This is a genomic window from Pseudomonas sp. SGAir0191, from assembly GCF_002812565.2.
GTDB classification, from domain to species: Bacteria; Pseudomonadota; Gammaproteobacteria; order Pseudomonadales; family Pseudomonadaceae; genus Aquipseudomonas; species Aquipseudomonas parafulva_B.
On sequence record NZ_CP025035.2, the window covers coordinates 2,491,284 to 2,518,215 of the forward strand.

23 protein-coding genes and 1 riboswitch are annotated in these 26,932 nt (G+C 62.9%); of the genes, 11 read left to right on the forward strand and 12 right to left on the reverse strand.

Annotation, left to right across the window (positions count from 1 at the left end; all coding sequences use genetic code 11):
* Positions 1-12 precede the first annotated feature (12 nt).
* On the reverse strand, positions 13-234 hold the full coding sequence (locus CWR53_RS11160; RefSeq protein ID WP_375335493.1) for a hypothetical protein: 222 nt from the start codon (positions 232-234) through the stop codon (positions 13-15).
* A gap of 634 nt (positions 235-868) precedes the next feature.
* Between CWR53_RS11160 and CWR53_RS11165 the strand changes: the two genes are divergently transcribed.
* Together CWR53_RS11165 and CWR53_RS11170 are read left to right on the forward strand one after the other, a co-directional pair.
* The gene (locus tag CWR53_RS11165) at positions 869-1,939 is read left to right on the forward strand and encodes an enoyl-CoA hydratase/isomerase family protein (RefSeq protein ID WP_100851530.1); all 1,071 of its coding nucleotides are present in this window, start codon (positions 869-871) and stop codon (positions 1,937-1,939) included.
* Between the two features lie 15 nt (positions 1,940-1,954).
* Positions 1,955-3,106: an acyl-CoA dehydrogenase family protein gene (locus CWR53_RS11170; RefSeq protein ID WP_100851531.1), complete on the forward strand. Its 1,152-nt coding sequence runs from the start codon at positions 1,955-1,957 to the stop codon at positions 3,104-3,106.
* Between the two features lie 56 nt (positions 3,107-3,162).
* Here CWR53_RS11170 and CWR53_RS11175 read toward each other — a convergent pair whose 3' ends face one another.
* A complete protein-coding gene (locus CWR53_RS11175; protein ID WP_058605443.1) occupies positions 3,163-4,095 on the reverse strand; it encodes a LysR family transcriptional regulator in 933 nt (310 codons plus the stop codon).
* A gap of 5 nt (positions 4,096-4,100) precedes the next feature.
* A complete protein-coding gene (locus CWR53_RS11180; RefSeq protein ID WP_100851532.1) occupies positions 4,101-4,814 on the reverse strand; it encodes a class I SAM-dependent methyltransferase in 714 nt (237 codons plus the stop codon).
* A 126-nt stretch (positions 4,815-4,940) separates the two neighbouring features.
* Here CWR53_RS11180 and CWR53_RS11185 point away from each other — a divergent pair, with 126 nt between their 5' ends.
* Together CWR53_RS11185 and CWR53_RS11190 are read left to right on the forward strand one after the other, a co-directional pair.
* Positions 4,941-5,321, forward strand: a complete 381-nt coding sequence (locus CWR53_RS11185; protein ID WP_058638290.1) for a RidA family protein — start codon at positions 4,941-4,943, stop codon at positions 5,319-5,321.
* Between the two features lie 223 nt (positions 5,322-5,544).
* Positions 5,545-7,545 carry a U32 family peptidase gene (locus tag CWR53_RS11190; protein WP_100851533.1) on the forward strand — a complete coding sequence of 667 codons (2,001 nt, stop codon included), beginning with the start codon at positions 5,545-5,547 and terminating at the stop codon, positions 7,543-7,545.
* A 25-nt stretch (positions 7,546-7,570) separates the two neighbouring features.
* On the opposite strand, the gene CWR53_RS11195 is transcribed toward CWR53_RS11190, so the two are convergent.
* On the reverse strand, positions 7,571-8,893 hold the full coding sequence (locus CWR53_RS11195; protein WP_100851534.1) for a sigma-54 dependent transcriptional regulator: 1,323 nt from the start codon (positions 8,891-8,893) through the stop codon (positions 7,571-7,573).
* A gap of 340 nt (positions 8,894-9,233) precedes the next feature.
* Here CWR53_RS11195 and CWR53_RS11200 point away from each other — a divergent pair, with 340 nt between their 5' ends.
* Positions 9,234-9,500: a hypothetical protein gene (locus tag CWR53_RS11200; RefSeq protein ID WP_058605438.1), complete on the forward strand. Its 267-nt coding sequence runs from the start codon at positions 9,234-9,236 to the stop codon at positions 9,498-9,500.
* A gap of 102 nt (positions 9,501-9,602) precedes the next feature.
* On the opposite strand, the gene CWR53_RS11205 is transcribed toward CWR53_RS11200, so the two are convergent.
* The 4 genes from CWR53_RS11205 to cobW all read right to left on the reverse strand — a co-directional run bounded on the left by CWR53_RS11205 (position 9,603) and on the right by cobW (position 16,112).
* Positions 9,603-10,160 (reverse strand): VWA domain-containing protein, encoded by a 558-nt coding sequence (locus CWR53_RS11205; RefSeq protein ID WP_058638294.1) that lies wholly within the window; start codon positions 10,158-10,160, stop codon positions 9,603-9,605.
* A gap of 107 nt (positions 10,161-10,267) precedes the next feature.
* Positions 10,268-11,278, reverse strand: coding sequence for an ATP-binding protein (locus CWR53_RS11210; protein ID WP_100851535.1), 1,011 nt, complete (start codon positions 11,276-11,278; stop codon positions 10,268-10,270).
* A 1-nt stretch (position 11,279) separates the two neighbouring features.
* A complete protein-coding gene (gene cobN / locus CWR53_RS11215; protein WP_100851536.1) occupies positions 11,280-15,041 on the reverse strand; it encodes a cobaltochelatase subunit CobN in 3,762 nt (1,253 codons plus the stop codon).
* Between the two features lie 3 nt (positions 15,042-15,044).
* Entirely contained in the window at positions 15,045-16,112 is a 1,068-nt protein-coding gene (gene cobW / locus CWR53_RS11220; RefSeq protein ID WP_100851537.1) for a cobalamin biosynthesis protein CobW, read from the reverse strand.
* A gap of 99 nt (positions 16,113-16,211) precedes the next feature.
* Positions 16,212-16,425, reverse strand: a riboswitch (cobalamin riboswitch).
* Positions 16,426-16,716: 291 nt separating this feature from the next.
* Between cobW and CWR53_RS11225 the strand changes: the two genes are divergently transcribed.
* The 3 genes from CWR53_RS11225 (at position 16,717) to CWR53_RS11235 (ending at position 20,314) form a co-directional block, all read left to right on the forward strand.
* Complete coding sequence (locus tag CWR53_RS11225) at positions 16,717-18,315, forward strand: ATP-binding cassette domain-containing protein (protein WP_100851538.1); 1,599 nt, start codon at positions 16,717-16,719, stop codon at positions 18,313-18,315.
* A gap of 95 nt (positions 18,316-18,410) precedes the next feature.
* Positions 18,411-19,430, forward strand: coding sequence for a branched-chain amino acid aminotransferase (locus CWR53_RS11230; protein WP_058605432.1), 1,020 nt, complete (start codon positions 18,411-18,413; stop codon positions 19,428-19,430).
* 164 nt (positions 19,431-19,594) lie between these two features.
* Positions 19,595-20,314, forward strand: a complete 720-nt coding sequence (locus tag CWR53_RS11235) for a TorF family putative porin (protein WP_100851539.1) — start codon at positions 19,595-19,597, stop codon at positions 20,312-20,314.
* A 41-nt stretch (positions 20,315-20,355) separates the two neighbouring features.
* Here CWR53_RS11235 and CWR53_RS11240 read toward each other — a convergent pair whose 3' ends face one another.
* The 3 genes from CWR53_RS11240 to CWR53_RS11250 form a co-directional block, all read right to left on the reverse strand.
* Positions 20,356-21,249: a DMT family transporter gene (locus CWR53_RS11240; RefSeq protein WP_100851540.1), complete on the reverse strand. Its 894-nt coding sequence runs from the start codon at positions 21,247-21,249 to the stop codon at positions 20,356-20,358.
* Positions 21,250-21,337: 88 nt separating this feature from the next.
* Positions 21,338-21,766 carry a RidA family protein gene (locus tag CWR53_RS11245; protein WP_058605429.1) on the reverse strand — a complete coding sequence of 143 codons (429 nt, stop codon included), beginning with the start codon at positions 21,764-21,766 and terminating at the stop codon, positions 21,338-21,340.
* 143 nt (positions 21,767-21,909) lie between these two features.
* Positions 21,910-22,122 (reverse strand): PLDc N-terminal domain-containing protein, encoded by a 213-nt coding sequence (locus CWR53_RS11250; protein WP_023535666.1) that lies wholly within the window; start codon positions 22,120-22,122, stop codon positions 21,910-21,912.
* A 220-nt stretch (positions 22,123-22,342) separates the two neighbouring features.
* Between CWR53_RS11250 and CWR53_RS11255 the strand changes: the two genes are divergently transcribed.
* Entirely contained in the window at positions 22,343-23,350 is a 1,008-nt protein-coding gene (locus tag CWR53_RS11255; protein ID WP_027914899.1) for a GlxA family transcriptional regulator, read from the forward strand.
* A 22-nt stretch (positions 23,351-23,372) separates the two neighbouring features.
* Here the strand turns inward: CWR53_RS11255 and CWR53_RS11260 are convergent, their stop codons facing one another.
* Positions 23,373-24,257 carry a hypothetical protein gene (locus CWR53_RS11260; RefSeq protein ID WP_100851541.1) on the reverse strand — a complete coding sequence of 295 codons (885 nt, stop codon included), beginning with the start codon at positions 24,255-24,257 and terminating at the stop codon, positions 23,373-23,375.
* 195 nt (positions 24,258-24,452) lie between these two features.
* Between CWR53_RS11260 and CWR53_RS11265 the strand changes: the two genes are divergently transcribed.
* Together CWR53_RS11265 and CWR53_RS11270 are read left to right on the forward strand one after the other, a co-directional pair.
* A complete protein-coding gene (locus tag CWR53_RS11265) occupies positions 24,453-25,433 on the forward strand; it encodes an aliphatic sulfonate ABC transporter substrate-binding protein (RefSeq protein ID WP_100851542.1) in 981 nt (326 codons plus the stop codon).
* Positions 25,434-25,445: 12 nt separating this feature from the next.
* On the forward strand, positions 25,446-26,837 hold the full coding sequence (locus CWR53_RS11270; protein WP_100851543.1) for an LLM class flavin-dependent oxidoreductase: 1,392 nt from the start codon (positions 25,446-25,448) through the stop codon (positions 26,835-26,837).
* Positions 26,838-26,932 lie beyond the last annotated feature (95 nt).

Sequence of the window (26,932 nt, forward strand, 5' to 3'; positions counted from 1 at the left end):
CGCCGTCGTCAACTAGCGGTCAGGTATCCGCCGCTGAGCCTCCAACCCATTCAACAAAGCCTCTACCACCGCGGTGGCCGACTCCAGCCCATGGTCATTACCCAGCAACAGGTCGAAGCAGGTCCCCCTGGCCAACTCCATGGCCTTCAGATTGGCGGCATAGGCGCCACGCAACAGCGTGGACAGGTGCACGAGCGCATCTTCAAGATCGACGCCCGGACGTACCGAAAACAAAGGCGGATGGCTACTTTCACAGGTAGAGAATGAGGTGGGCGCGGTTGTGAGACTGGCAGGAGGATCAGGTAACCCTTTTGTCATTGTGTTCTCCTTGATTCATCAGGAGCCGCCACGCAACGTGACCAAACGAATGGGTGGCGACTGTACGCGGGTTGGTCAACCGGGAATCAAGGAAACCGGCGCGCACGGAGGCGCCCCACGCACAGCCGCCATGACACGAGACAGCCGGGCACAAAAAAACGCCGACTGAATCGCTGAGCGGCGCTGATGCGCCTTGATGATTGCGGGTGACCAAACCCGGCTGCTGGATTGACAGCAGCCCGCGAAGACTAACCCTCTCCCACGGTGCTTTCAAGCCAAAAGCCCCGCTTGTAACACTTGTAATAGCCATAGCGTGGCGCCGATAACTCACCCTTGGCGCCTGATTCGCAGCTACAGTGAACGGCTATGAACCCTCAAGGCTGGTTCCAACCGACGCTGACTCACAGCACTACGGGCACCGGCGCAAAAATGCACGATGCCCCTGCACAATTGTCGATTGTACGAGGCAAATTCGCATGCCAGGATCCAGCGATCCTCCAGCGAACTCCAGATTTCACATGGAAAATCAATAACAAGCAGGGAGACCGCAATGACAGCGCTTATTCAGACGCCGGTTACCGAACACATCCTGAGCGAGGTTCGCAACCAGATTGGCCACCTGCGCCTCAACCGCCCCGCCGGGTTGAACGCCCTGACCCTGAACATGGTGCGCAGCTTGCGCAAGCACCTGGACGCCTGGGCCAACGATCCGAACGTACGCGCCATCGTGCTGCGCGGCGAAGGCCCGAAGGGCTTCTGCGCCGGTGGCGACATCCGCTCGCTGCATGACAGCTACAAGGCCGGCGACAACCTGCACGAGGCTTTCTTCGCCGAAGAATATGCCCTGGACTTGCTGATACACCGCTACCGCAAGCCTATTCTGGTGCTCATGGACGGCTTCACCCTCGGCGGTGGCATGGGCCTGGCCCAGGGCTGTGACCTGCGCGTGGTCACCGAGCGCAGCCGCCTGGGCATGCCAGAGGTAGGCATCGGCTATTTCCCCGATGTAGGGGGCAGCTACTTCCTGTCACGCCTGCCGGGCGAGCTGGGGACCTACCTCGGCGTAACCGGTACACAAGTCCAGGCGGCCGATGCCCTGTATTGCGGCCTGGCCAACTGGTATGTGACGAGCGACAAGATCGAGGCCCTTGATCGGGAGCTGGACCAGTTATCCCGGAGTGACAATCCGCTCAAGGACTTGCAGAACCTGTTGGCGCGCCTGGGCACCCAGGCGCTGGAAGGCCCGCCACTGGCCACGCTCCGTCCAGCGATCGATCATTTCTTCGCCTTGCCCGATATCTCAGCCATTGTCGAGCAGTTGCGCGCCGTCAGCATCGGCGATAGCCATGCCTGGGCCGTGGCCACTGCTGATCTGTTGGAAACCCGATCCCCCCTGGCCATGGCCGTGACCTTACAGATGTTGCGCCGCGGTCGACAGTTAAGCCTGGAAGACTGCTTCGCGATGGAGTTGCACCTGGATCGCCAGTGGTTCCAGCACGGCGACATCATCGAGGGCGTACGCGCCTTGATCATCGACAAGGACAAGCAACCGCGGTGGAATCCCCCTACCTTGCAGGGCCTGGAGCGCCAGCGGATCGACCAATTCTTCGAAGGCCTTTGAGCCTGGGAGCAGCAGATGCAAGACGTGGAACTGAGCGAAGAGCAGATCATGATCCGCGACATGGCCCGCGACTTCGCCCGCGGCGAGATCGCGCCCCACGCCCAGGCGTGGGAAAAGGCTGGCTGGATCGATGACGCCGTCGTGCGCAGCATGGGTGAACTTGGCTTGCTGGGCATGGTAGTCCCCGAGGACTTCGGCGGCAGCTATACCGACTACGTGACCTATGCGCTGGCGGTCGAAGAGATTTCAGTCGGGTGTGGCTCCACCGGGGCCTTGATGAGCATCCACAACTCGGTAGGGTGCGGCCCGTTGCTGGCCTACGGTACCCCTGAACAGCAGCAGCACTGGTTGCCGCGGCTGGCCAGTGGCGAGGTGATTGGCTGCTTCTGCCTGACCGAGCCCCAGGCGGGATCCGAAGCCCATAACCTGCGCACGCGCGCCGAACTGGTCGACGGGCAATGGGTGATCAACGGCAGCAAGCAGTTCGTCAGCAATGCCCGTCGCGCCGGGCTGGCCGTCGTGTTCGCCGTGACCGATCCGGAGCTTGGCAAGAAAGGGCTGTCGGCGTTTCTCGTACCTACCGACAACCCCGGCTTCAAGGTCGATCGCACCGAACACAAAATGGGTATTCGCGCCTCCGATACCTGCGCGGTGACGCTCGAGCAATGCCGCATTCCGGCTGCCAACCTGCTGGGCGAGCGCGGCAAAGGCCTGGCGATCGCCTTGTCCAATCTCGAAGGCGGGCGAATCGGCATTGCGGCCCAGGCACTGGGCATCGCCAGGGCTGCCTTCGAAGCAGCGCTGGGCTACGCCCGGGAACGTATTCAGTTCGGCAAGCCAATCCACGAACATCAAAGCATCGCCAACCTGCTGGCCGACATGCAGGTGCAGATCAATGCGGCGCGCTTGCTCATCCTGCACGCCGCGCGCCTGCGCAGCGCCGGCAGGCCTTGCCTGTCCGAAGCGTCACAGGCCAAGCTGTTTGCCTCGGAAATGGCCGAGCGGGTGTGCTCGATGGCCATACAGGTCCATGGGGGCTACGGCTACCTTGAGGATTATCCGGTCGAGCGGCATTACCGCGATGCGCGCATCACCCAGATCTATGAAGGGTCGAGCGAAATCCAGCGGATGTTGATCGCACGTGAGCTTAAACACTACGCGCTGTAAGGCCCGGCCTTCCTGGCCAGGCTTGGACGGGCGGCGGGGCTTGTGCCCCGCTGCCGTCAGCGGCAATAACGGGGGTCTTCGACCACCCTGGCGTGGGCGGCGAAAATCGGCGGCAGCCGCTCCTTGAGGTAGTCGATCCAGGTTCGGACCTTGGCGTCCAGGTAATGCCGTGAGGGGTAAATCGCATACAAGGCATTTTCCCGCAGCCGGTAGTCCGCCAGCACCCGGCACAGGCGCCCTTGCTCCATGGCCAGGCTGGCGGTGTAGAACGGCAACAGGCCGATACCCATGCCCAACTCGCTGGCGACCAGCATGGCGTCCGCCACGTTGGTCATGAAGCTGTCCTGGGGTGCGATGACGCAATCGCCACCTGCCTGCGGGAACACCCAGTCACCCTCGTACAGCGGGTAGGCCATGCGCAGGCAGCGATGCTGGTGCAGGTCGTCGGGCCGTGCAGGTACGCCTTTTTCATGCAGATAACCGGGCGCGGCACAGGCAATGCTGAAAATCGCGCCCAAGGGGACGGCAATCAGCTGTGAGTCCGGCAATGCCTGGTCGACGGTGATGACCACATCATGCCCTTCAGCAAGCGGGTCGGGGTTGCGCTGGGAAAGCGTGAGCTCGATGACCACTTCGGGACAAAGCGCGTTGTAGCCTGCCACCAATGGCATCAACAACAACCCAAGCCCATGGGGACAATGCACACGCAGCCGGCCACGGGGCGTGAGGTGAGCACCACGTGCCTCCCCCACTGCCTCGTCGGTCAATAGCAGTATCTGCCGTGCGCGCTCGAGAAAACGCTCCCCCGCCTCGCTCATGCGCAAGCGTCGGGTGGTGCGGTGCAGCAATCGGGTTTGCAGCTGATTCTCCAGCTCCGCCACGATGCGCGAGACCTGCGCGGCGGAGATGTCCAGCGCGTTGGCCGCCGCGGCGAAGCTGCCGCACTCCACCACCCGGACGAAGGTACGCATGGCCTGCAACATGTCCATGAAAGCTAGTCCTCGAGGTGGGGGCGTTCGGCCAGCAGGCGGGTGATCCAGTCCACCTGTTGTTCGAAGTCGGCGACCTTGGCAGGTGGCACTGCGACGCGGGCCTGGGCGAAATTGGCAAGGGTCTGCTTTTTTTGCCCGAGCATGCGCTGCCACTTCACGTGAAATGCCTGGCCATGGTCCCGCATCAACAAGGGGCCGAAATACAACTGCTGAGGACTGTAGGCCGCATGACCGGGTTCTGCCACGATGATTTCGTAGTCGAAGCGGTGCTCGCGCAGCACCTCTTCAGCGACGATACGGTAGCCGTTGCTCATCAGCCACTGTCGCACCTGCGGTTCGGCGCCATTGGGTTGCAGTACCAGGCGCTCGACACCCGCCAAACGAGCTCTGCCCGCTTCGAGAATCTCGCACAGGGTCTCGCCGCCCATGCCGCACAGGCTCACGGCCGTGATGCGGTCCTCAGGGACGATGGCCGCCAAACCATCGGCCAGGCGCACGGCAATGCGCGACTCGAGCCCCTGCTTGCGCACGTTACGCTGAGCGGCCGCATAAGGGGGGCTGGCCACCTCCCCGGCCACTGCGTACTCGATGCGCTCGCGAAGCATCAACGCTACGGGCAAGTAGCCATGATCAGAACCGATATCAGCCAGACGCGCGCCCTGGGGCACATGGGTGGCCACACGCTCCAGGCGCATGGACAAGGTGTGTTCGTTCACGGTAAGCCTCTCTGCAATGGCGGCGATTCTGACCGTGAATGCCGCGCTTTGCAAAAAACCGGCCTCTCGACCGGCGCAGGCCGCTCGCGTAGGCTTGGGGCTTTTCTAACGCGCAAGGCAGACCTCATGGCACATGCTGATATCGTCTACACCCCAGACAGCGACCCAGAATCCATTTCCTCCGATGTCGCCGAATACAACGGGATGCTGGTAACCACTCAGGTCCCGGTGCACCCTGACGGTAGCCTGGCGTTGGGCGATATCGTCGAGCAAAGCGAATGCACGCTGCAGGCCTTGAAGGATGCTCTGGAGAAAGCCGGCAGCGGTATGGACCGGGTGCTGCACCTGACCATCTACCTGACCGACATGGCCGACCGCGCCGCCTTCAACCAGGTGTACCAGCGTTTCTTCGCCAAACCCTGGCCAGTGCGCGCCGCCGTAGGCGTGGCGGCGCTCGCGTTCGAGGGCATGCGCGTGGAAGTGACGGCAATGGCGGCCAAAGGCTGACTGAACAGGACCGCAGGCCGTTGTGGGCCCTGACTGGCATGATCCAGACCTGCGCCCGCTGTTTTCAAGGCCAGAACCTTGGGCGTGCGGCCTGGGCGTGGGACCGGCTGCGATAGGCTGCGCAGCCACCCCGGCCATCCGGCCAGCGCAGCCTGAGGGTGTCGCCCAGCACAATCGTCGGTACAATGCCCGGCTATACCGTGACAGCCGAAACCATAACGACATGTCCCTTCCCAAGCATCACCTGGAACTGCTCAGCCCTGCCCGCGACGTGGCCATTGCCCGCGAGGCTATCCTGCATGGCGCCGATGCCATCTATATCGGCGGCCCTAGCTTTGGCGCACGCCACAATGCCTGCAACGAGGTGGGCGATATCGCCGCGCTGGTCGAGTTCGCCCATCGCTACCATGCGCGCGTATTCACCACCATCAATACCATCTTGCACGACAACGAGCTGGAGCCGGCGCGCGCGCTGATTCACCAGCTGTACGACGCTGGCGTCGATGCGCTGATCGTGCAGGACCTGGGGGTCATGGAGCTCGACATTCCGCCCATCGAGCTGCATGCCAGTACCCAGACCGACATTCGTACCCTGGAGCGGGCCAAGTTTCTCGACCAGGCTGGCTTTTCTCAGCTGGTACTTGCACGCGAGCTGAACCTGCAGCAAATCCGGGCCATCGCAGCCGAAACCGACGCCGCCATCGAGTTCTTCATCCATGGCGCGTTGTGCGTGGCGTTCTCCGGGCAATGCAACATCTCCCACGCCCAGACCGGTCGCAGCGCCAACCGGGGCGACTGCTCCCAGGCGTGTCGTCTGCCCTACACGCTCAAGGACGACCAAGGCCGGGTGGTGGCGTTCGAAAAGCACCTGCTGTCGATGAAGGACAACAACCAGACCGCCAATCTGCGCGACCTGGTCGATGCCGGTGTGCGCTCGTTCAAGATCGAGGGGCGCTACAAGGACATGGGCTACGTGAAGAACATCACGGCCCATTACCGCAAGGAGCTCGACGCCATCCTGGAAGACCGTCCTGCCTTGGCCCGCGCCTCCAGCGGTCGTACCGCACACTTCTTCGTACCGGACCCGGACAAGACGTTCCACCGCGGCAGCACCGATTACTTCGTGACTGACCGCAAGGTCGATATCGGTGCTTTCGACTCCCCTACCTTCACCGGCCTGCCAGTGGGTGTGGTGGAGAAAGTGGGCAAGCGCGACCTGCATGTCGTCACCGACGTGCCGTTGACCAACGGGGATGGCCTCAATGTGCTGGTCAAGCGCGAAGTGGTGGGTTTCAGGGCCAACATTGCCGAGGCACGCGGCGAATTCGAAGAAGACGGCCAAAAGCGCTTCCGCTACCGGGTGGAACCGAACGAGATGCCTGCCGGGCTGCACAAGCTAAGGCCAAACCATCCGCTTTCGCGCAACCTGGACCACAATTGGCAGCAGGCCCTGCAGCGTACGTCGGCCGAACGCCGCATCGGTGTACGCTGGCAGGCGGTGCTGCGCCAGGAGCGCTTGACCCTGAACGTGACCAGCGAGGAAGGCGTGCAGGTGCAGGTCGCCCTGGATGGCCCATTCGGCCCGGCGAACAAGCCCGAGCAGGCGCTGGACCAACTGCACGACCTGCTTGGCCAGCTCGGCACCACGCTCTACCACGCCGACAGCATCGAACTGGATGCCCCGCAGGCGTTCTTCATTCCCAATTCGCAGCTCAAGGCCCTGCGCCGGCAGGCCATCGAGACGCTGACCGAGCAACGCATACAGGCGCACCCCCATGGCCGGCGCAAGCCGGAAACCTCGCCACCGCCGGTGTATCCCGAGTCGCACCTGTCGTTCCTGGCCAACGTCTACAATCAGAAAGCCCGGGATTTCTACCACCGTCATGGTGTGCAGTTGATCGACGCGGCCTATGAAGCCCACGAGGAACACGGTGAAGTGCCGGTGATGATCACCAAGCACTGCCTGCGCTTCTCCTTCAACCTGTGCCCCAAGCAGGCCAAAGGGGTGACCGGGGTGCGTACCAAGGTGGCGCCGATGCAGCTGGTCCAAGGGGATGAAGTACTGACCCTGAAGTTCGACTGCAAACCCTGCGAGATGCACGTGATCGGCAAGATGAAGAACCACATCATCGACCTGCCCACCCCTGGCAGCGCCGTGGCCCAGGTCGTAGGCCACATCAGCCCGGAAGACCTGCTCAAGACCATCGTCCGCGCGCCTCACTGAGGCGCGTCGCGCGACACCTGCGGTTTCAGCGTATCTGGTGCTTGTGCAACAAACGGTAGAAAGTCGGCCGCGAGATGCCCAGCACCTTGGCTGCAACGCTGAGGTTGTCGCTGTGACGGTCCAGCACATCGCACAGCGCCTGGCGCTCGGCCTTGTGCTTGTACTCTTCCAGTGTGCCCAGCGGCGGCTGTTGCGCAAACGGCTGCAAACCCAGGTCCTTGGCCTCGATCTGGCGCCCTTCGGCAAGCACCAGCCCACGCCGCACCCGGTTGGCCAGTTCACGCACGTTACCTGGCCAATCGTGCTGGCCCATGGCCGTCAGCGCATGCTCACTGAAAGAACGTGGCCGCCTGCCGGTTTCCAGGCTGTAGAAATGGGCAAAGTGATTGGCCAGCATCGACAGATCGCCATGGCGGTCGCGTAACGGGGCGGTTACCACCTGCAGGACGTTCAGGCGGTAGTATAAGTCTTCCCGGAAGCGGCCCTGCTCAATGGCCTTTTCCAAATCGACGTGGGTGGCGGCCAACACCCGTACATCCACCGGTACTGGCTGGCTGCCTCCCACTCGCTCGATATGCTTTTCCTGAAGAAAGCGCAGCAGATTGGCCTGCAGTTCCAGTGGCAGGTCGCCGATTTCATCGAGAAACAGCGTGCCGCCGTTAGCGGCTTCGATCCGACCGATCTTGCGTTGGTGGGCGCCTGTGAACGCGCCCTTTTCGTGCCCGAACAGTTCGGACTGAATCAGGTGCTCGGGAATGGCCCCGCAGTTGATCGCCACGAAAGGCTGCCCGCTGCGCTGGGACTGACGGTGCAGCGTACGCGCCACCAGTTCCTTCCCCGTGCCGCTTTCACCGCGTATCAGCACAGGCGACTCGGTCGGTGCCAGCTTACCCAGTAACTTGCGTAATTCTCGAATGGGCCGGCTCTCACCCAGCAGTTCGTCCTGGGTGTCGAATGCCTTGACCGTGCCCTTGCCACGCAGCCGCGCCATGCCAAAGGCCCGGCCCAGTGTGACCTGCACCCGCGATTCGTCGAAGGGTAACGTATGGAAATCAAAGAACCATTCACAGACGAAATCGCCGAAGGCCGGGGAGCGCAGTTGCTCAGCACTCAGCACCGCGATCCACTCGGTGTTGCTGCGCTTGATCATGTCCTTGACCACGTCCGGGTGCTTGAGGTGCGCTTCATCCAGGCGCAGTACCCCTACATCGCAACGATGCTCAAGCGCCTGCGCCAAGGCGCAGCTGTCGACATCCCACCCGGCCTGAACCAAGCCTGGCGTCAGGCGGTGGCAATCGTCACAAGGATCGACGATGAGCAGGCGGCGTTGCACTGCGGTTTGTTGCATGACCGATCCTTGGCGCCAGGTATTGGTTTCTTGAGATAAAACAGTAAGTTGTGGCGCCCGAATAACAGTAGCAATTAAGTTGACGGTGCCTATGACCGTCTGTCTGCCAAAACTGCTTTTCCTAATTTCGCCGGGGAATTTTCGATGATTAACGTCCTCACATGGGGCGCGTTGAAACAAAAATGAATAATCGTTGATTATTTTGCTGCCCCCATGTGACTCAATGCCGACTGTCGAGCATCAGTACACATAACCCCGCGCTGCATTTCGCGATACATGAGGCGACCTTGAAGCAACGCGGACATCACTTGAATGTTTGGGACCACAGAGAGACCGAACCATGAATGCCCCGCTCCGTGTCAACGAAGCACTGCTGATCGCCGACCACGCCTTCGAACCCTTCCACTGCGTGGCCTGGGACGCCCCTAATGGCACTGGCGACCTGAGCCTGGCGGTCATCGACCGTACCAGCGCCCGCATCGGCAGCAAACAGGTAAACTCGCAAACTTATTCCGACAAAGCTCAGTGGCTTAACCTGATCGAGGAAGTACGCGCAGAACTTTGTGAAAAAGGCTACCACCTTCAGCCTTGGTCGATGCCCAAGTAAATGAACAGCGTTGACATGTGCGTGCTCTGCCACGCACATGTACTTGCGGCCCTGCGTATTTCATTCTGCTAACGTGCGACTTGTTGCCGCACCCCGCCGTTATTACTTCATCGCTTCGAAACTAAGCAGGTGTTGATAGTCTGCTGCCAGTTGCTGCGCCAGCCGGCGAGCACGGCCCAGCCGGACGGGGGCCAGCTCCATGTCCACCAGCAAGGTGGGGCACGGCAAGGGCTCGACAGGGTCCCATTGCTGCAGACGACCGTCAGTGAACACCAGGCAGCGTACTTCCTCGTTCGGATAGGCCTTGCGCCGATTGCCCAGCCACTGCCTGGCTTGCTCCAGCGCCGGCAGCAACGGCGTGCCCCCTCCCGCCCCCAGCGCCTGCAACCAAGGTTGCAGCGCGGCCGAAGCCTTGAGCCCATGGCGCTGCCATTGCGGTGCACTGCCACTTGCCGTCAACAAAGCCAGCCGTGCGCGCTGGCGGTAGGCATGGTCGAATAATGTCGCCAACAGCCCTTTGGTGTGCGCGAGCGCCTGATGGCGACGCGTCGAAGCGGAGGCGTCGACGATGATTAGCCATAACTGAGCCGGTGCACCTCTGCGGGTGTGCCAGCACAAGTCGTCGCGGTGCCGGGGCCGGCCCTTCAACAGGCTCGGCAGCCAGGCGACCTGGCCAGCACTGGCAGCCTGGGCCCGACCGCGGCTTGCACCTGCGCGCGCACCCTTGCCTGCTTGCGCACCCGTCGTCTTGGCCGGCTGACGGATGCTCAGGGCTTTTTTGCCCAGCTTGGCACCTCACGCCTTGGCCCGCTTGCCACAGGCTGTGGGGCCAAAGCCCCCCAGTCCCCCTGCCCGCCTTTCTCGGCCGAGCTGCTGCCGGTCTGTGCCTGGGGCTGTTCGGGGGCTGCGGGCGGTGTAGCCTGGGCAGGCGACTGCCTGCGATGGCGCAAGGCGAAATCTTCCACCGCGTCGATGTCAGACGCCTCGATGGCCGCCGCCCCGCGCCATGCGCAGTGAGCGCGGGCGGCGCGCAACCACACCAGGTCTGCCCGCAGCCCATCCACTCCGGCGGCGTAACAGCGCTCGGTGATACTGGCCAAGGCCCGGTCATCCAGCGCGATGTCGTCCAGCGCCTGGCGCGCTGCATGACAGCGCTTGCGCAAGCCCTCCTGGGCCGATGCCCACTCGGCGCGGAACGCCAGGGGGTCATGGTCGAAGGCCAGCCGACGCCGGATGATCTGTTGCCGTGCATCAGGCGCGGGTAGACCGTCGAGCGCCACATTCAGACCGAAGCGGTCGAGCAGTTGGGGACGCAACTCGCCCTCTTCGGGGTTCATGGTGCCGATCAAGACGAAGCGGGCATCGTGACGATGGGAGATGCCGTCGCGTTCGATACGGTTGGTGCCACTGGCGGCGACATCGAGCAGCAAGTCAACCAAGGTGTCCGGCAGCAGGTTGACTTCATCCACATAAAGCACGCCACCATCGGCCTGGGCCAGCACACCGGGGGAGAACTGCGCCTTGCCTTGCCCGAGCGCCGCATCCAGGTCGAGTGTGCCCACCAGGCGCTCTTCACTGGCGCCCAGCGGCAAGGTCACGAAAGGCCCATCGCCCAGCAGGTCAGCCAAGCCGCGGGCCAGGGTGCTCTTGGCCATGCCACGCGGGCCTTCGATGAGCACCCCGCCGATCCTGGGGTCGATGGCCGTCAGGCACAGCGCTAACTTCAAGTCGTCGGCCCCCACCACGGCTGCCAGGGGAAATTGTGCAGCGTCGTTCATTTCAAGCCTGTTCCTCGCCATCGAGCAGCTGTTCCTCCAGGGCATCGCGGTACTCGCCGGGGGACTGCCAGAGGCCGCGTTGCTGCGCCTCGATCAGCCGTTCGGTGAGGTCGCGCAGCGCCTGCGGGTTGTGCTCGCGCATGAAGTCTCGAGTCGCCGGGTCCAGCACATAGGCATCGGCCAGCGACTGGTAATGATGATCGTCGATCAGGTGCGTCGTGGCGTCGAAGGCGAACAGGTTGTCGACCGTCGCCGCCATCTCGAACGCCCCTTTGTAGCCGTGGCGTTTGACGCCGTCGATCCACTTGGGGTTCAGCGCACGCGCGCGGATCACGCGGTTGAGTTCTTCCTTTAACGTGCGGATGCGCGGTCGGTCCACCTGGCTGTGGTCGCCGTGGTAACTGGCCACGGACGACCCGGCCAGCGTTTCGGTGGCTGCCAGCATGCCGCCCTGGAACTGGTAGTAGTCGTTGGAGTCGAGCACGTCATGTTCGTGATTGTCCTGATTTTGCAGCACCGCCTGCACCTTGCTCAGGCGCTCGACGAATTGTGCCCTGGCCGGCGTGCCCTCGTCCTGCCCGCCATAGGCATAGCTGCCATGGTTCAGGTAGACCTCGGCCAGGTCTTCACGGGTTTGCCACAGGCGCCCATCGATCGCATTCTGAACGCCAGCCCCGTAGGCACCTGGCTTGGCGCCAAAGACACGCCAACCGGCCTGGCGAGCCGCCTGCTCAGCGTCCACACCCTGCTGCTGCAAGGTCGTACGCTCGCTGCGCACGCGCGCAGCCAACGGGTTCAGATCATCGGGTTCATCAAGACCGGCCACGGCCTGAACGGCAGCATCGAACAGGCGGATAAGGCTGCCAAAGGCGTCCCGGAAGAAACCCGACACCCGCAGCGTGACGTCCACCCGCGGGCGGTCCAGCAGGCTCAAGGGCAGTATCTCGAAATCGTCGACCCGCTGACTGCCGGTGGCCCACACCGGGCGCACGCCCATCAGCGCCATGGCCTGGGCAATGTCGTCACCACCGGTGCGCATGGTCGCGGTCCCCCACACCGACAGCCCGAGCTGGCGCAAGTGGTCGCCATGGTCTTGCAAATGACGCTCGAGTATCAGGTTGGCCGACGCGAAGCCTAGCCGCCACGCTGTGGTGGTCGGCAAGTTGCGCACGTCGACGGTGTAGAAATTGCGGCCTGTGGGCAGTACGTCAAGCCGACCACGGCTGGGCGCACCACTAGGCCCGGCAGGCACGAAGCGCCCAGCGAGCGCTGCAAGCAGCCCGTTCATCTCGGCGGCGCCACAGGCGTCCAGGCTCGGCGCCACGGTATCACGCAGGTGATCGGCAACGGCCTGGACGGGTTGACCAAGTTCCGCCTCCAGCGCTGGCAGCGTGCCGTCGAGCGCACCCTCGATAACCTGCAACGCCAGCAGTTCGAGGCGCTCGCGGGTATCGCCAGCCGTACGCCAGGCCTGTTCGCTGATGTTCAGCAGTAGCGTGGGCCGTGGGCCTTGCCAGGGTTGCCCCAGGTCACAGTCCAGCGGATCGAAGCCAGGGACCAGTGCCTTGGCCAGCGCTCGCAACACACTTGCATTGCCGCCACGCCCATCGCCACGCTCCACCCGCAGCAGTGCCAGCAGCGTGTCCAGGCGCAACCGACCCTCGGGCGACTGGCCGAATACATGCAGGCCATCGCGGATCTGCGATTCCTTGAGGTCGCACAGGTAGGTGTCAAGGCGTGGCAACCAGACGGTTGCATCGTCAAGCTGCCCTTCGAGTTGCAATTCCCGGTCGATGTGGTGGGTCCTGACCAGTTCGAGGATGTCGCGTTGCAACTCACGGGCGCGGCGCGGGTCGAGCAGTTGTGCTTCGTAGAATTCGTCGGCCAATTGCTCCAGGTGGCGCAGCGGGCCATAGGTCTCGGCGCGGGTCAGCGGCGGCATCAGGTGATCGATGATCACGGCTTGCGTGCGTCGCTTGGCCTGCGCGCCCTCACCTGGGTCGTTGACGATGAACGGATAGATGTTGGGCAGCGGCCCGAGCAGCGCATCCGGCCAGCACGTATCGGACAGCCCTACACCCTTGCCTGGCAGCCATTCCAGGTTGCCGTGCTTGCCGACATGAATGACAGCGTCGGCCGCATACACATGCCTTAGCCAGAAATAGAACGCCAGGTAGCCGTGAGGTGGCACCAGGTCCGGATCGTGATAAACGGCGCTGGGGTCTACCTGATAGCCGCGAGCAGGCTGGATGCCGACGAAGGTCATCCCCATGCGCACCCCTGCCACCATCAAACGGCCCTGGCGGAACATCGGGTCCTGCTCCGGTGGCCCCCAGCGCTCCAGTACCGCCTGGCGGTTGGCGTCCGGCAGGCGGTCGAATGCCGCCTGGTACTCGACCAGGCTCATGCTCTGGGCACAGGGCCGCTGGTCGATCTGGTCGAGGTCGTTGGTCACACCGCCCAGCAATTGATGGATCAGCTGGGTACCGCTTTCGGGCAGCTCGCTGACCGGGTAGCCTTCAGTGCGCAGCGCACGCAAGATATTGAGCGCCGCAGCCGGCGTGTCCAGGCCCACGCCATTGCCGATGCGCCCATCGCGCGTGGGGTAGTTGGCCAGGATCAACGCCACGCGCTTGTGCGCATTGGGCTGGCGCGCCAGGGTCACCCAGCGCCGTGCCAGCTCGGCCACAAAATCCATGCGCTCGGGGTGGGCGCGGTAGCACACCACATCCGATTGGCTGCGTTCGCTGTGCCAGGCCATGTCCTTGAAGCTGACCGGCCGGGTGATGATGCGGCCGTCCAGTTCGGGTAGCACGATGTGCATGGCCAGGTCACGTGCGTCGAGGCCCTGCTCGCTGGCCTCCCAACCCGGTTGGTTGTCCTGCGCGCAAATGGCCTGCAACACGGGTATGTCTCGTCTTAGCGGGCGCAGGTTAGGACGCTCCGGGCTGGACAGGGCGAAACCCGTGGTGTTGAGCACAACCTCGGCGCCGACCATGTCGAGCCATGCTTCGACCTGTTCCAGGCAGGCGCTTTCCTTCAGGCTGGCCACCGCAATCGGCAACGGGTTCAAACCTGCTGCCTGCAGGCGCTGGCAGAACACATCGATGAAAGCCGTGTTCGCTGCTTGCAGGTGCGAGCGATAGAACAGTATCGGCGCCACCGGATGATCGGCATGCCAGTGCGGGTACCAGCCCTCCAGCGTCCCACTGCCCACCTGAGGGTGGTAAACCGTCGTGCGAGGCAACGCCCGCGGCTCGGCCCAGGGATAGTCACGGTCCAGCCACTGACTGGCAAGGTAGTAGAACAGGTTGAGTGCGTTGGCCTTGCCACCCTGGCGCAGGTAGCGCCACAACTGCTCGGCTTGCGCGCCCTGCACGGACCCAAGCCCGGTCAGTTCCGGGTCGGGACGGTCGTCGCCGGGCACCAGGATCACGTGCACGCCGCGCTCGGCGAGCGTAACCAACTGTTCCACACCGTAGCGCCAGTACCCCACGCCGCCGTGCAGCGACACCAGGATGACCTTGGCGTGCTGCAAGACCTGATCGACATAAAGGTCGACCGAAGCGTGGTTCTGCACCTGCATGGGGTTGGCCAGGCGCAGGCTGGGATAGTCGCCGGGCAACTGCTCGACGCTGTCGGCGAGCAAGGCCAGGTGCGAATCCCCGCTGCAGAGGATGACCAGTTCGGCAGGCGTCTGACCGAGGTCGGCAATGCTGTCGTCCGGCACGAAGCCGCCGGGCTGGGTCCGCAGCAGGTGCATGGGTCAGGCGCCCAGAGCGTGGCGCAGACGCGCTTCGAGGTGGGCGGGGTCAAGGTCCTGACCGATCAGCACCAGGCGCGTGACGCGCGGCTCTTCGGCGCGCCAGGCGCGGTCGAAGTGCTTGTCAAAGCGCGTACCTACCCCCTGGATGAGCAAGCGCATCGGCTTGCCGGCGATGGCGGCGAAGCCTTTGACGCGCAGGATGCCGTACTCGACCACCAGTTGGTTGAGCGCCTCGATCAGCACCCGCTCATCGGATTCGGGGAGGTCGATGGAGATGGAATCGAAGGCATCATGGTCATGGTCGTCATGGTCATCGCCGTCGTGATGGGCATCGTGGTGGGTCGGGCGGGCGTCGATGTGCTGCTCGGACTCGGCGCCCAGGCCCAGCAACACCTCCAGCGGCAACTTGCCACTGCTGGCTTCGATGACTTTGACAGCCGCTGGCAGCTCTTCGGCGACCTCGGCACGCACCTTGGCCAGGCCATCGGCATCAATCAGGTCGGCTTTGTTCAACACGACCAGGTCGGCGCTGGCCAGTTGGTCAGCGAACAGCTCGTGCAGGGGGGACTCGTGGTCCAGGTTCGGGTCCAGCTTGCGCTGGGCGTCGACCTGGTCCGGATAGGCGGCGAAAGTGCCTGCGGCAACGGCGGGGCTGTCGACCACGGTGATCACCGCATCGACCGTGCAGGCGGTACGGATCTCAGGCCATTGGAAGGCTTGTACCAGCGGCTTGGGCAACGCCAGGCCGCTGGTTTCGATCAGGATATGGTCCAGGTCGCCGCGGCGCGCCACCAGTTCGCGCATCACCGGGAAGAACTCTTCCTGGACGGTGCAGCACAGGCAACCGTTGGCCAGTTCGTACACACGGCCATTGGCCTCTTCCTCGGTGCAGCCGATGCTGCACTGCTTGAGGATGTCGCCATCAATGCCCAGCTCGCCGAATTCGTTGACGATCACGGCGATGCGCCGACCCTGTGCGTTGTCGAGCATGTGGCGCAACAGGGTAGTCTTGCCCGAGCCCAGGAAGCCGGTGACGATGGTAACGGGGAGCTTGGCCAGTGTTTTCATGTTGCAGTGCCCTTGGCAGAATGGCGCGGGCATGCAGGACGAGCGCCGCCGACCAGACAGGCCAGGCATGTTCGCCACCGGATCACCCCGCCCGGTTTAAAGTCGAAAACGTTGCGAGGCAGGTCTCCTGGCTTGCACCTGCGCCAGGCACGGTCATCAGGACCGGGCTTGGAGGAAGACGCCTTCCCGCGCTTGGCGCAGTGGCAGTGTCGACCCATCGATGGTGCCTACAGTTGCGGGGGCAGCCGCGGCTTGAACCGCGTTCCCGTCTTAGCTCCGGCCTGGCCGGAGAACCTCGAACGACCAAGGCTACGCAGTGGCTGTCGGGTGGTCAACCGTTGTCGAGGCTGTGGGGAGCCGCACTGCTGCCAGACGGCGACCTTCGTCCCGCCCTCGCCCTCGCCACCCACGAATAAGGTGCAAGGCAGTTACCCTTTCTCTTCATCGCCTGCCCGCTTTACGCGCTGACCATCCTCCTCTACCCTTCCCACTTCCCCTTCATGAGGTATTCGTCCAATGCGCCATTGATGCCGCCGTCTGCTAGACGGCCAGTCTTCACTTTCCGGTCGCCACCGGGAATGTCGCGGCATTTGTGGAGTTGCACATGACGACTACGTCTATCCTGACGCTGGACAGCGTCACCCTGGTCTTGCCAGATGGCAGGCCACTGTTCACTGATCTCACCCAGACCTTCGACACTACCCGGACCGGCCTGGTAGGTCGCAACGGCGTGGGCAAGAGCTTGCTTGGCCAACTGCTTGCTGGCCGGCGTTCACCCAGCAGCGGCACGTGCCAGCGCTTGGGCCGTGTCCATCTTGTCGATCAACAGGTGATCGACACCAGCAAGACCGTGGCCGATCTGGCCCAGATGGGGCCCTTGATCGCAGCGCTCGAACGGATCGCACTCGGCAGCGTGGAGGCGGCTGACTTCGACACCGTCGGCGAGCGCTGGGATGCGCCCGAGCGCCTGCGCGCCCACCTGCATCGCCATGGCCTGGGCCACCTGGACCTGCAACGCCCTGTCCATACCCTGAGCGGCGGGCAGGCCATGGGCGTGGCGCTGATTGGCGCCTGGTTGAGCGAGGCCGACTTTCTCATACTCGATGAACCTACCAACCATCTGGACGACCACGGCCGCACGCAGTGGCTGGCGATGATGCAAACCTGGAACCGCGGCTTGCTCGTGATAAGCCATGACCGTTCTCTACTCGAGCACATGGACTGTATCCTCGAACTGTCAAGCCTGGGCCTGAAAGCCTATGGCGGCAACTTCAGCCACTATCAGGCACGAAAGCGCTGCGAGACCACGCAAGCTGTGCAGCAGTTGGCGCACCTCAAGCGCTCCCAGCGGCAGCAAGCCAGAGCCCAGCTACAGCAACGCCAGGCACTGGACAAAGCCCAGGCCCGGGCGGGGCGCAAGGCCAAGGGCGTGAACCAAGCCAAGATCCTGGTCGATCACCAGCAGCAAGGCGGCCAGGCGACGCTTGGCAAGCAGCGCCGACGGCATCGGGCGGCCGGGCAACAGCTGATCGACAGGGTGCGGGACGCTGCGCAAGCGGTCGAAAGAGCCTGCGAAATTACCGTGCACACGCCAACGCTTGAGCCCAATGTCCAGCGGCAGGTGGTACTGCTGCAAGCCTTGCGCCTGGCGCATGGCACACAAGTACCCATCGACCTCAGCCTGCGCCAGGGCCAACGTTGTGCCCTGACGGGCGTCAATGGCAGCGGCAAGAGCACACTGCTGAAAATGATCGCCGGCCAGTTGCCAGCGCCTGCAGGCCACCTCAAGGTCACAGACGAAACGGCGTTGCTCGACCAGCACTGCAGCGTGTTGTCGCCCGACATGAGCGCGCTGGAACACGTACAACAGGCCAACCTGGCACTGGATCAGAGTCATGTACGCATGCTGCTGGCTCAGCTGGGGCTGGACGCTGCACGTGTCGCGCTGCCCAGCAGCCTACTCAGTGGAGGCGAGCGCATGAAGGCGGCCCTGGCGGCGATCCTGTACCGCAGGCGCCCGGTGGAGCTGCTGCTACTGGACGAACCTGGCAACCACCTCGACCTGCCATCGCTCAAGGCCCTGCAAAAGATGCTGGAGCAGTTCACCGGTGCGCTGATGATTGCTTCCCATGACCAGATGCTGCTCGATGCGCTGAGGCTCGACTGCGCCTTACGCCTTGAAGGGCCGAGCATCAAGTGGTGATAGGACATTTCCGATCCGGCGAAGATGTATTAAGGTGGCGTGTGCGCATATAACAGCAGCCCGAACGTGGGCACTTGCAAGACAACGAGGGTGTCATGAGCAACGAAAGCATTAACTGGGACAAGCTCGGCTTCGACTACATCAAGACCGATAAACGCTATCTGTCTGTCTGGCGCGATGGCGCGTGGGATGAAGGCACCCTGACCGAAGACAACGTGCTGCATATCAGCGAAGGCTCCACGGCCCTGCATTACGGCCAGCAGTGCTTCGAAGGCCTGAAGGCCTACCGTTGCAAGGATGGCTCGATCAACCTGTTCCGCCCTGACCAGAATGCCGCCCGCATGCAACGCAGCTGTGCGCGCCTGCTCATGCCCCACGTGCCCACCGACGTGTTCATCGAAGCCTGCAAGCAGGTCGTCAAGGCCAACGAGCGCTTCGTGCCGCCACACGGCAAAGGCGCCCTGTACCTGCGCCCATTCGTCATCGGCACGGGTGACAACATTGGCGTTCGCACCGCGCCGGAGTTCATCTTTTCCGTCTTCGCCATCCCGGTAGGCTCGTACTTCAAAGGCGGCATGAAGCCTCACAACTTCCAGATCTCCAGCTTCGACCGCGCGGCTCCGCAAGGTACCGGCGCTGCCAAGGTGGGTGGTAACTATGCCGCCAGCCTGCAACCAGGCTATGAGGCGAAAAAGGCCAACTTCGCCGATGCCATCTATCTGGACCCGTTGACCCATTCCAAGATCGAGGAAGTAGGTTCGGCCAACTTCTTCGGCATCACGGCCAATAACGAGTTCGTAACGCCCAAGTCGGCTTCGGTGCTGCCGGGTATTACCCGCCTGTCCCTGATGGAGCTGGCGCAGTCTCGCCTGGGCCTGACCGTTATCGAAGGGGATGTGGAAATCAGCCAGCTGGATCGCTTCGTCGAGGCAGGTGCCTGCGGCACTGCGGCGGTGATCACTCCCATCGGCGGCATCGAGTACAACGGCAAGCTGCATGTTTTCCATGACCTGGAGAAGGTCGGCCCCGTTACCCAGAAGCTCTACAACGAATTGACCGGCATTCAGAGCGGCGACATCGAGGCTCCGGCAGGCTGGATCGTCAAAGTGGCCTGATCACTGAAACTGCATGATCTCGAAGGCGCGCTCCTCAGGGGGCGCGCCTTTTTTTTGCACGTCGAAACAAGCCATTGCGTGCCCGAGCAGGCAACAAGGTTTCCTCCGCGCGCCAGGCCCGGTATCCTTCAAAGCTCTACTGCAAGCCCTTCAGGAAGCCGACCATGACCAGGCCCCTTCTAGTGCTGAGCGCGGCCCTGCTGTTGAGCCCCACACTCCTGGCCCAGCAGATCAAACGTGAAGTGGGCGACTTTGACTTCACCCTCAGTACGACGCCTACTCGCAGCATGGCCCAGGGGCTTATTTCCCCAGCCGCTACCGGCGCCTTTCACGGCGGCCTGGATTTCAGTCACACCAGTGGTTGGTACGTGGGGCAATACACGCCCAGCATGGGCGTAGCGCCAGGGTCCACCCTGCGGGTCGACAACTACGTCGGCTACAAGCATCACTTCGACAGTACTTTGGGTTACGAGATCGGCGTGATCCACTACAGCCAACCCAACATCGCAGGTGCAGAGAGCCATGCGCTGTATGGGGGTATTTCCATAATGGGCAGCCGATTCGGCGGGGCCTTGCGAGACAACCCAAGCAACCGGATCGGCACCCTGTATGCCGATTTCGGGCAGGTCCCCCTGCTCAACGCCGACCTGACGGTCAAGCTGGCCCATCATCGGCTCGGCACCCCATTCACGATCGGCGACGGTAGCCAGGTCAACGGTTTCTCCGACTGGTCCATGCAGCTGTCGCGCCCCTGGTTGGGCCTGGACCTGAACCTGATCTACAGCGACTCGAACCTGACCGGTGGCGGCTGCGATGCTTATTCGGGGATCAACACCTATTGCGAGAGCGTGGTGACCCTCAAGGCCCAGCGCAGTTTCTTCTAGGCAAGCCTGCTCACGCTCAGGCTTTGCCGGCCACTGCTACCTCAAGCCTGTGTCGGCGCCTGTGGACGGGGGGCAGTGACAGCGATGGCCACCCCGCCCAGGACAATCGCGCAGGCAGCCATGGCACGTAGCGACAGTGTTTCACCGATCACGAGCATTCCACCCAACGCGGCGATCACCGGCACGCTCAGTTGCAACGTGGCGGCTTGTTGCGCGCTGATGCGCCGCACCACGCTGTACCAGACGGCGTAACCTGCCGCCGATGCCAAAATCCCAGAGCACACTGCAAAGAACACGCCGGCCATCGAGAACCGCAGCTCGGCACCGAGAACGATCAGCGGCGCACACACTGCGAGCAAGGGCACGCTGCGAATGAAGTTGCCCGCCGTGTCGGCCAGCGGCCGAGGTGATCCCTGCCCCAGCAAGGTGTAGATCCCCCACGCTATACCCGCGACCACCATCAGCAAGGCGCTCGTCAGTGTGGGTGCGTGGCTGCCAGGCAGCAGCAACACGATCAGACCTGAGAAAGCCATCAGCATGCCTGACAACGTGCGCAGGCTGATCCGTTCCCCACGCAGCAACGCCATGCCGAAGATGGTCAGCTGCACAGCGCCAAACAAGAGCAATGCCCCTACCCCTGCATTCAAATCAAGGTAGGCGACGGAGAACAGAAAGGCGTAGCAAAATAACGCCAAGCCACCTCGCCAACTGCCGGCAGCGCCTGAGCAGGGACTGCGCAGCCGTACCAGCCACCACAGGAACAAGGCGCCGCTGCCCAGGCGCAGCGCGGTGAAGCTGATAGCGTCGACGGCGCCATCCTTGAGTGCCAGCCGGCAAAAAACCGAGTTGGCAGCGAAGGCCATCAAGCTGAACATGGCCGGCCAGAACCAGGCGCTCAGCAACGGCCGTTCGATCGGGGATGAGGTCGTGCTCATGGTGTGGTCACCTCTGAGAACCGCTGTGCTTATCGCGCAGGAAGGCGCAAACCTGAGCAGAGATTTACTACACAGCCAGTCGATGGCGCTACCTACCTTGGGAGGAGACAGGCAGCGCCGCCACGGCATCCACCTCGATCAGCATTCCGTCCAGGGCCAGGCGTGGAACCGGTATGAGCGTACAGGTAGGCTTGAGGGCCTGGCCCCACGCGTGGTCCAGGGCTTCCACCCATTGCTGGAGCCGCGCCTGGCTATGGTCGACGATCAGTAGGGTGAGCTTGCAGACATGCTCAAGGCCCGCCCCTTTGCTGGACAAGGCCAGCTCCAGGTTGGCAAGGGCCTGGCGCGCCTGATCGGCGAAAACAGGGGATAGAGCCCCACTGGCCTGCTCCCCACCCTGACCCGCGATGAAAAGCAGCCTGCTCCCTGAGAGCACGTCGGCCACATGGGAGTATCCGTTGCCACTGGGGTCATACAGAGATTGAGGGTTGCTCAGTTCAAAAGCGGTGGTGTGCATGGTTTGGGCGCTCGGTTCAGGGAATGAGCGCCGAGTATCCAACCTCAAGCAAACCTGAGGTCAAGGGCCGGAAGCGGCCCTTGGACATGATTTATGCGGCTACACCCGCGAGACTGCCAGACGCCCCCGCGCCTGGCGCGCAATCACTTCTCTTCCAGTACTGCCTTGCCCTTGACTGCGCGGGGCCCGCGCCAGGCCCAGATCGGCAGGCCAGGGAACGGTGCCCACACGACGAACACAATCCACAGCATCTTGCGCTCGGCGCGCCGATCGCTGCCCATGATGTGCCAGATCGCCCAGATCTCCAGCAAAATCAAGATGATTGCCACCACGAACCAAATCGTTCCGATTTCCATGAGCTTCCTCCCATTGGCACTTACCCTATTGATTCACCGAAGACGCCCCGGGTTCCGTTCGATTTGAACGGCGCCAGCGTGTATCCAACCCGCCTGCCCCAGGCCGACGCCCAGCGCATGCCTGAACACGACCTGCACGTTGGCGCCAGCCACCCTGCCGATTGTCTTTCGTAGGGGCACCGGCCACACTTTGGTGCGAAGCCAGGAAGCGGAGTCCAGCGTGTCCACACCCCGTCAGTTCAGCAAAAAGAGCAGCACCAGCAACATGCTGCGGTTAAAGACCAGCAGTGCCAGCGTTGAGGCGCCCTATCGGGTCGACTTCGTTTTGCTCGAACACTTCTCCATGGCCAGCTTCACCGTGGCCATGGACGTGCTGGTCACGGCTAACCTTTTGCGCGCGGACAGCTTCCAATTCACGCCCTTGTCGCTTGCCGGTGACCGTGTGCTCAGTGACCTGGGGCTAGAGTTGATCACGACCGAGCTTTCGGCAACCGCCCTCAAGCACTTGGACTTGCTCGTGGTCTGCGGCGGTTTACGTACGCCGCTCAAATACCCTGAGCTCGACCGTTTGCTCCAGGACTGCGCATCTCACGGCATGGCCTTGGGCGGCCTATGGAATGGCGCATGGTTTCTTGGCCGCGCCGGAGCGCTGGATGACTACGGCTGCAGCGTTCACCCCGAACAACGTGCCAGCCTCGCCGAACGCAGCCCGCAGACGCGTATCACGCCCGCAAGCTTCACCCTCGACCGGGACCGACTGAGCGCCGCCAGCCCGAACGGGGCGATGGAATTGATGCTGGGGCTGGTACGACGGCTGTACGGTGACGGTCTGGCAGAGGGTGTCGAGGAGATACTGTCCTTCTCGGGCGCCCGCTATCGCCAAGTGGGCCCCGGTGCCAAGAAGTCGATGAGTCTGCACCTGCGCACCATCGTCGAGCTGATGGAAAACAACCTTGAGGAAACCCTCAGCCTGGACCAGTTGGCGGCTTACAGCGGCCGCTCTCGCCGCCAGATAGACCGCCTGTTCCAGGCGCAGCTCGGCACCTCTCCACGGCGCTACTACATGGAACTTCGCATCACCAAAAGTCGCCGCCTGCTGCAGTACTCCGATCTCTCGGTGATGGAGGTGGCGGTGGCGTGCGGCTTCGTCTCGGTGTCGCACTTCAGCAAATGCTACGCCGCCTATTTCGGTTATCCCCCATCGCGCGAGCAGCGCCTGGGGGACTGAACCTGCTCGCGCTTTTGTGGCGTCAGTCTGACGCAGCAGCGGGCTGCTTCGGTGGAGGGGTCAGGTGCAGCACGCGATCCCGCCCGCCTTCTGCAAGCCAGTAACCGCCGCTGCCATCGGCCACGATGGACTGCGGTGCCTTGAGAAACGACAGCACGGTCTGGCGAGTCCCATCGGGCTTTATGCGCAGCAGCCGTGCCCGGTGAGTGTTGTCTTCACTGATCCAAAGACCACGCTGGTCGCAGAACAGGAATGTGGGGTTCTTGAGGCCATCGAACACCACAGGGTCCTTGCCATCCTTGGACAACGCCCGTATCTGCCCGTCGGCTTTCTCGGTGTACAGCAGCCGGCCATCCCCGCATCGTGTCAAACCTTCCGCTTCGGTCAGGCCCGAACGCAGCACGTCCACCTGGCCGCTGCGCCAGTCATAGCGCAGCAAGCGGCCATCACCCTTGCGGTCTTCGATGGCATAAAGGTGGTTGCCCTCGTTCCAAAGGCCCTGCACCGCAATACCGTCGAAAAGCGGTGTGACGTGGCCATCGACAGCCAGACTTACAGGCGCCAGGCCACCTTCCTGGCTGAAGACCCAGCCACCTCTGGCCGCCACCATGCCGTCGGGCTTGGACAGCTGGTCCACGAGCACTTCGCGCTCACCGTCGGGCGCAATCTTGAGAATACTGCCCCGACCATCGTCCAGCTCCTGGCTTACCAGCAGACTGCCGTCGGCCTGGGGAAGCAGCGACGCAGCCTTGTCCACGTTGCGGTGCGCGACCTCCACCTGCCAACCCGAAGCGGCCTGCACGGGGTAGAAGCTTTGCCAGGCGAAAAATCCGAGCGTTGCCACTACAAGGCCGGTGGTAGCGGTGAGCACGATGCGGGTGAGGGGTTTGCGCAGAAAGGTGGGCATGGAGAACTCCTTGATTCTGCAAGGAATGCTAGCAAGGGGATGTGAAAAAAATGTCGGAAGCAGACACCTGATTACAAAACAAAAGGATATAAAAATAACTAAAAAGTCTAATAATTAGTAATAAAGAAATTGAAGCAGCGCGGTCAGGTGCTTATGTTCTGGTGCTCCCACTTATCGCACATCAAGGATCGCGCCATGCCCCACCCTCTCTTTTCATCACTACGCCGGCGAGCACTGGGAGCACTACTGGCCTCGCTTGCCGGCGCCCTGCTGATAGCCGCACCGGCCCAGGCGCAAGAAAACAGCACCCTGCGCATCGGATACCAGAAATTCAACAGCCTCAACATCCTCAAAGGCAGCGGCGCACTGGAAAAAGCCCTTGCCCCGCAAGGGGTGAGCGTCAGCTGGCATGAGTTTGCCGCCGGTCCACAGTTGCTCGAGGCGCTGAGTACCGGTGCCATCGACGTGGGACACGCGGCCGATGCGCCTTCGGTGTTCGCCCAGGCGGCCGGCAAACCCGTGGTCTACCTGGCCGCTGAACAGCCTTATCCGCGTGGGATCGGCCTGGTGGTGCGCCAGCAGGACCCTCTGAACGATGTGCACGATCTGAAGGGCAAGCGCGTGGCCACTGGCCGGGGATGGAATGCCCAGTACTTGCTGGCCGTCGCCTTGCAACAGGCAGGCCTGAGTTACCAGGACATCACCCCGGCCTACGTCAATAACGCAGCCGACGCGATAGCCGCGCTGCAGTCAGGCAGCGTTCAGGCCGCCACACTGTGGGACCCATTCCTGGCTGCAGCCGAGCGGCAGCCAGGGCTGAAAAACCTGCGTGACGGGACCGGCTTGACCAACAACCGCACCTTCTACCTGTCCACCGCCCGCTTCGCGGACAGCCACAAGGCGTTGCTCAGAATATTCTTCAGCGAACTGGCCAAAGCCAGCCAGTGGGCCAATGACAAACCCGGCGACGTCGCCGCCTTGCTGGCGCCGCAGCTTGGCATCAACGCCGATGTTCTGGAAGTAGCAAGTCAACGACGCAACTACAACGCTGTGCCAGTGACCCCAGAGATCGTTGCCGAACAACAGAAGCTGGCCGACACCTTCCAAGGGCTTGGCCTGATCCCCCGCAAACTGAACGTAGCCGAAGCGGTTTACCCTGCTTCCGTGCTGCCTTGAGGCCAGCTCAACATGCCCCGCCCTATACGCTTCAACGCCTTCAGCATGAACGCTGCCAGCCACCAATCGCCTGGCTTGTGGCGCCACCCGCGCAACACCAGCACCGATTTCAACCGCCTGGCTTACTGGACCGAGCTGGCCAGGCTACTCGAACGCGGTCTGTTCGACGCACTGTTCATTGCCGATGTCATGGGCATCTATGACGTCTATCAAGGCAGCCCGCACCCGGCCTTGCGCGGCGGCGTCCAGGTGCCGGTGAACGATCCGATGCTGTTGATCCCGGCCATGGCCGCTGTGACCGAGCACCTGGGCTTCGGGGTCACCTTCTCGCTGACCTACGAGCACCCCTATCCCTTTGCACGGCGCATGTCCACACTCGACCACCTCAGTGACGGGCGCGTGGGCTGGAATATCGTCACCGGCTACCTGGACAGTGCCGCGCGTAACCTTGGGCTCGACCGACAACTGGGGCATGACCTGCGCTATGACTTGGCCGAGGAGTATCTGCAGGTGCTCTACAAGCTCTGGGAAAAGAGCTGGGACGACGATGCCCTGGTGCTGGACCGTGAAACGGGCCGCTACGTCGAGCCAACCCGTGTGCACCCCATCGGCCACGCCGGCGCGCATTTCCAGGTACCCGGCATGCACCTCTGCCAGCCATCGCCGCAACGCACCCCCGTGCTGTTTCAGGCAGGCGCGTCGGCGCGCGGTCAGCAGTTTGCCGCCAAGCATGCCGAATGCGTGTTCATCAGCGGGCCGACACCCACCGTTCTGCGGCGCTACGCCGATGGCGTGCGTCAGGCCAGCGAAGCGGCGGGACGTGCCCGTGATGAGGTGCTGATCTATGCCCAGGCGTTGCTGATCGTCGCGCCCACTCACGAGCAGGCTCAGGCACGCTTTGACCAATACCGCAGTTACGTCGACATCGAAGCAGCCCTGACACTGCTGTCAGGTTGGACCGGAATCGACCTGGATGGCCTGGACCCTGACGCGCCAATCCAGTACGTGGAAAACGATGCGGGCCGTGCGGCCTTGGCAGCCTTCACGGCGGCGGATCCTAGCCGCCAATGGACCGTGCGCGAGGCGGCGCAATTCATCGGGCTAGGAGGACGCGGCCCCGTCCTGATCGGTACGCCAAGTGAAGTCGCCGACCAGTTGGAGGCGTGGGTCGATCAAACCGGTATCGATGGGTTCAACCTCACGTATGCCGTCCAACCTGACGACCTGACCCATGTCGTGGAGTTGCTGGTTCCTGAACTGCAGCGCCGTGGCCGCTATCCCCACAGGTACGTCGATGGCACCTTGCGCCACAAGTTGTTCGGCAAAGGAAACCGGCTGACGGCGCACCATGTCGGCAGCCGCGTGAGCATTCAGCAACCAAATACCGGGTATTCCAACATTTAATTTGTAGATGCTCGGCGCACCACCCTATCCTGTGCCCACGTCCCCTGCACCGCACCGGCCGGTGCGGTCCACGGCATGGGGATAGAACAACAAGT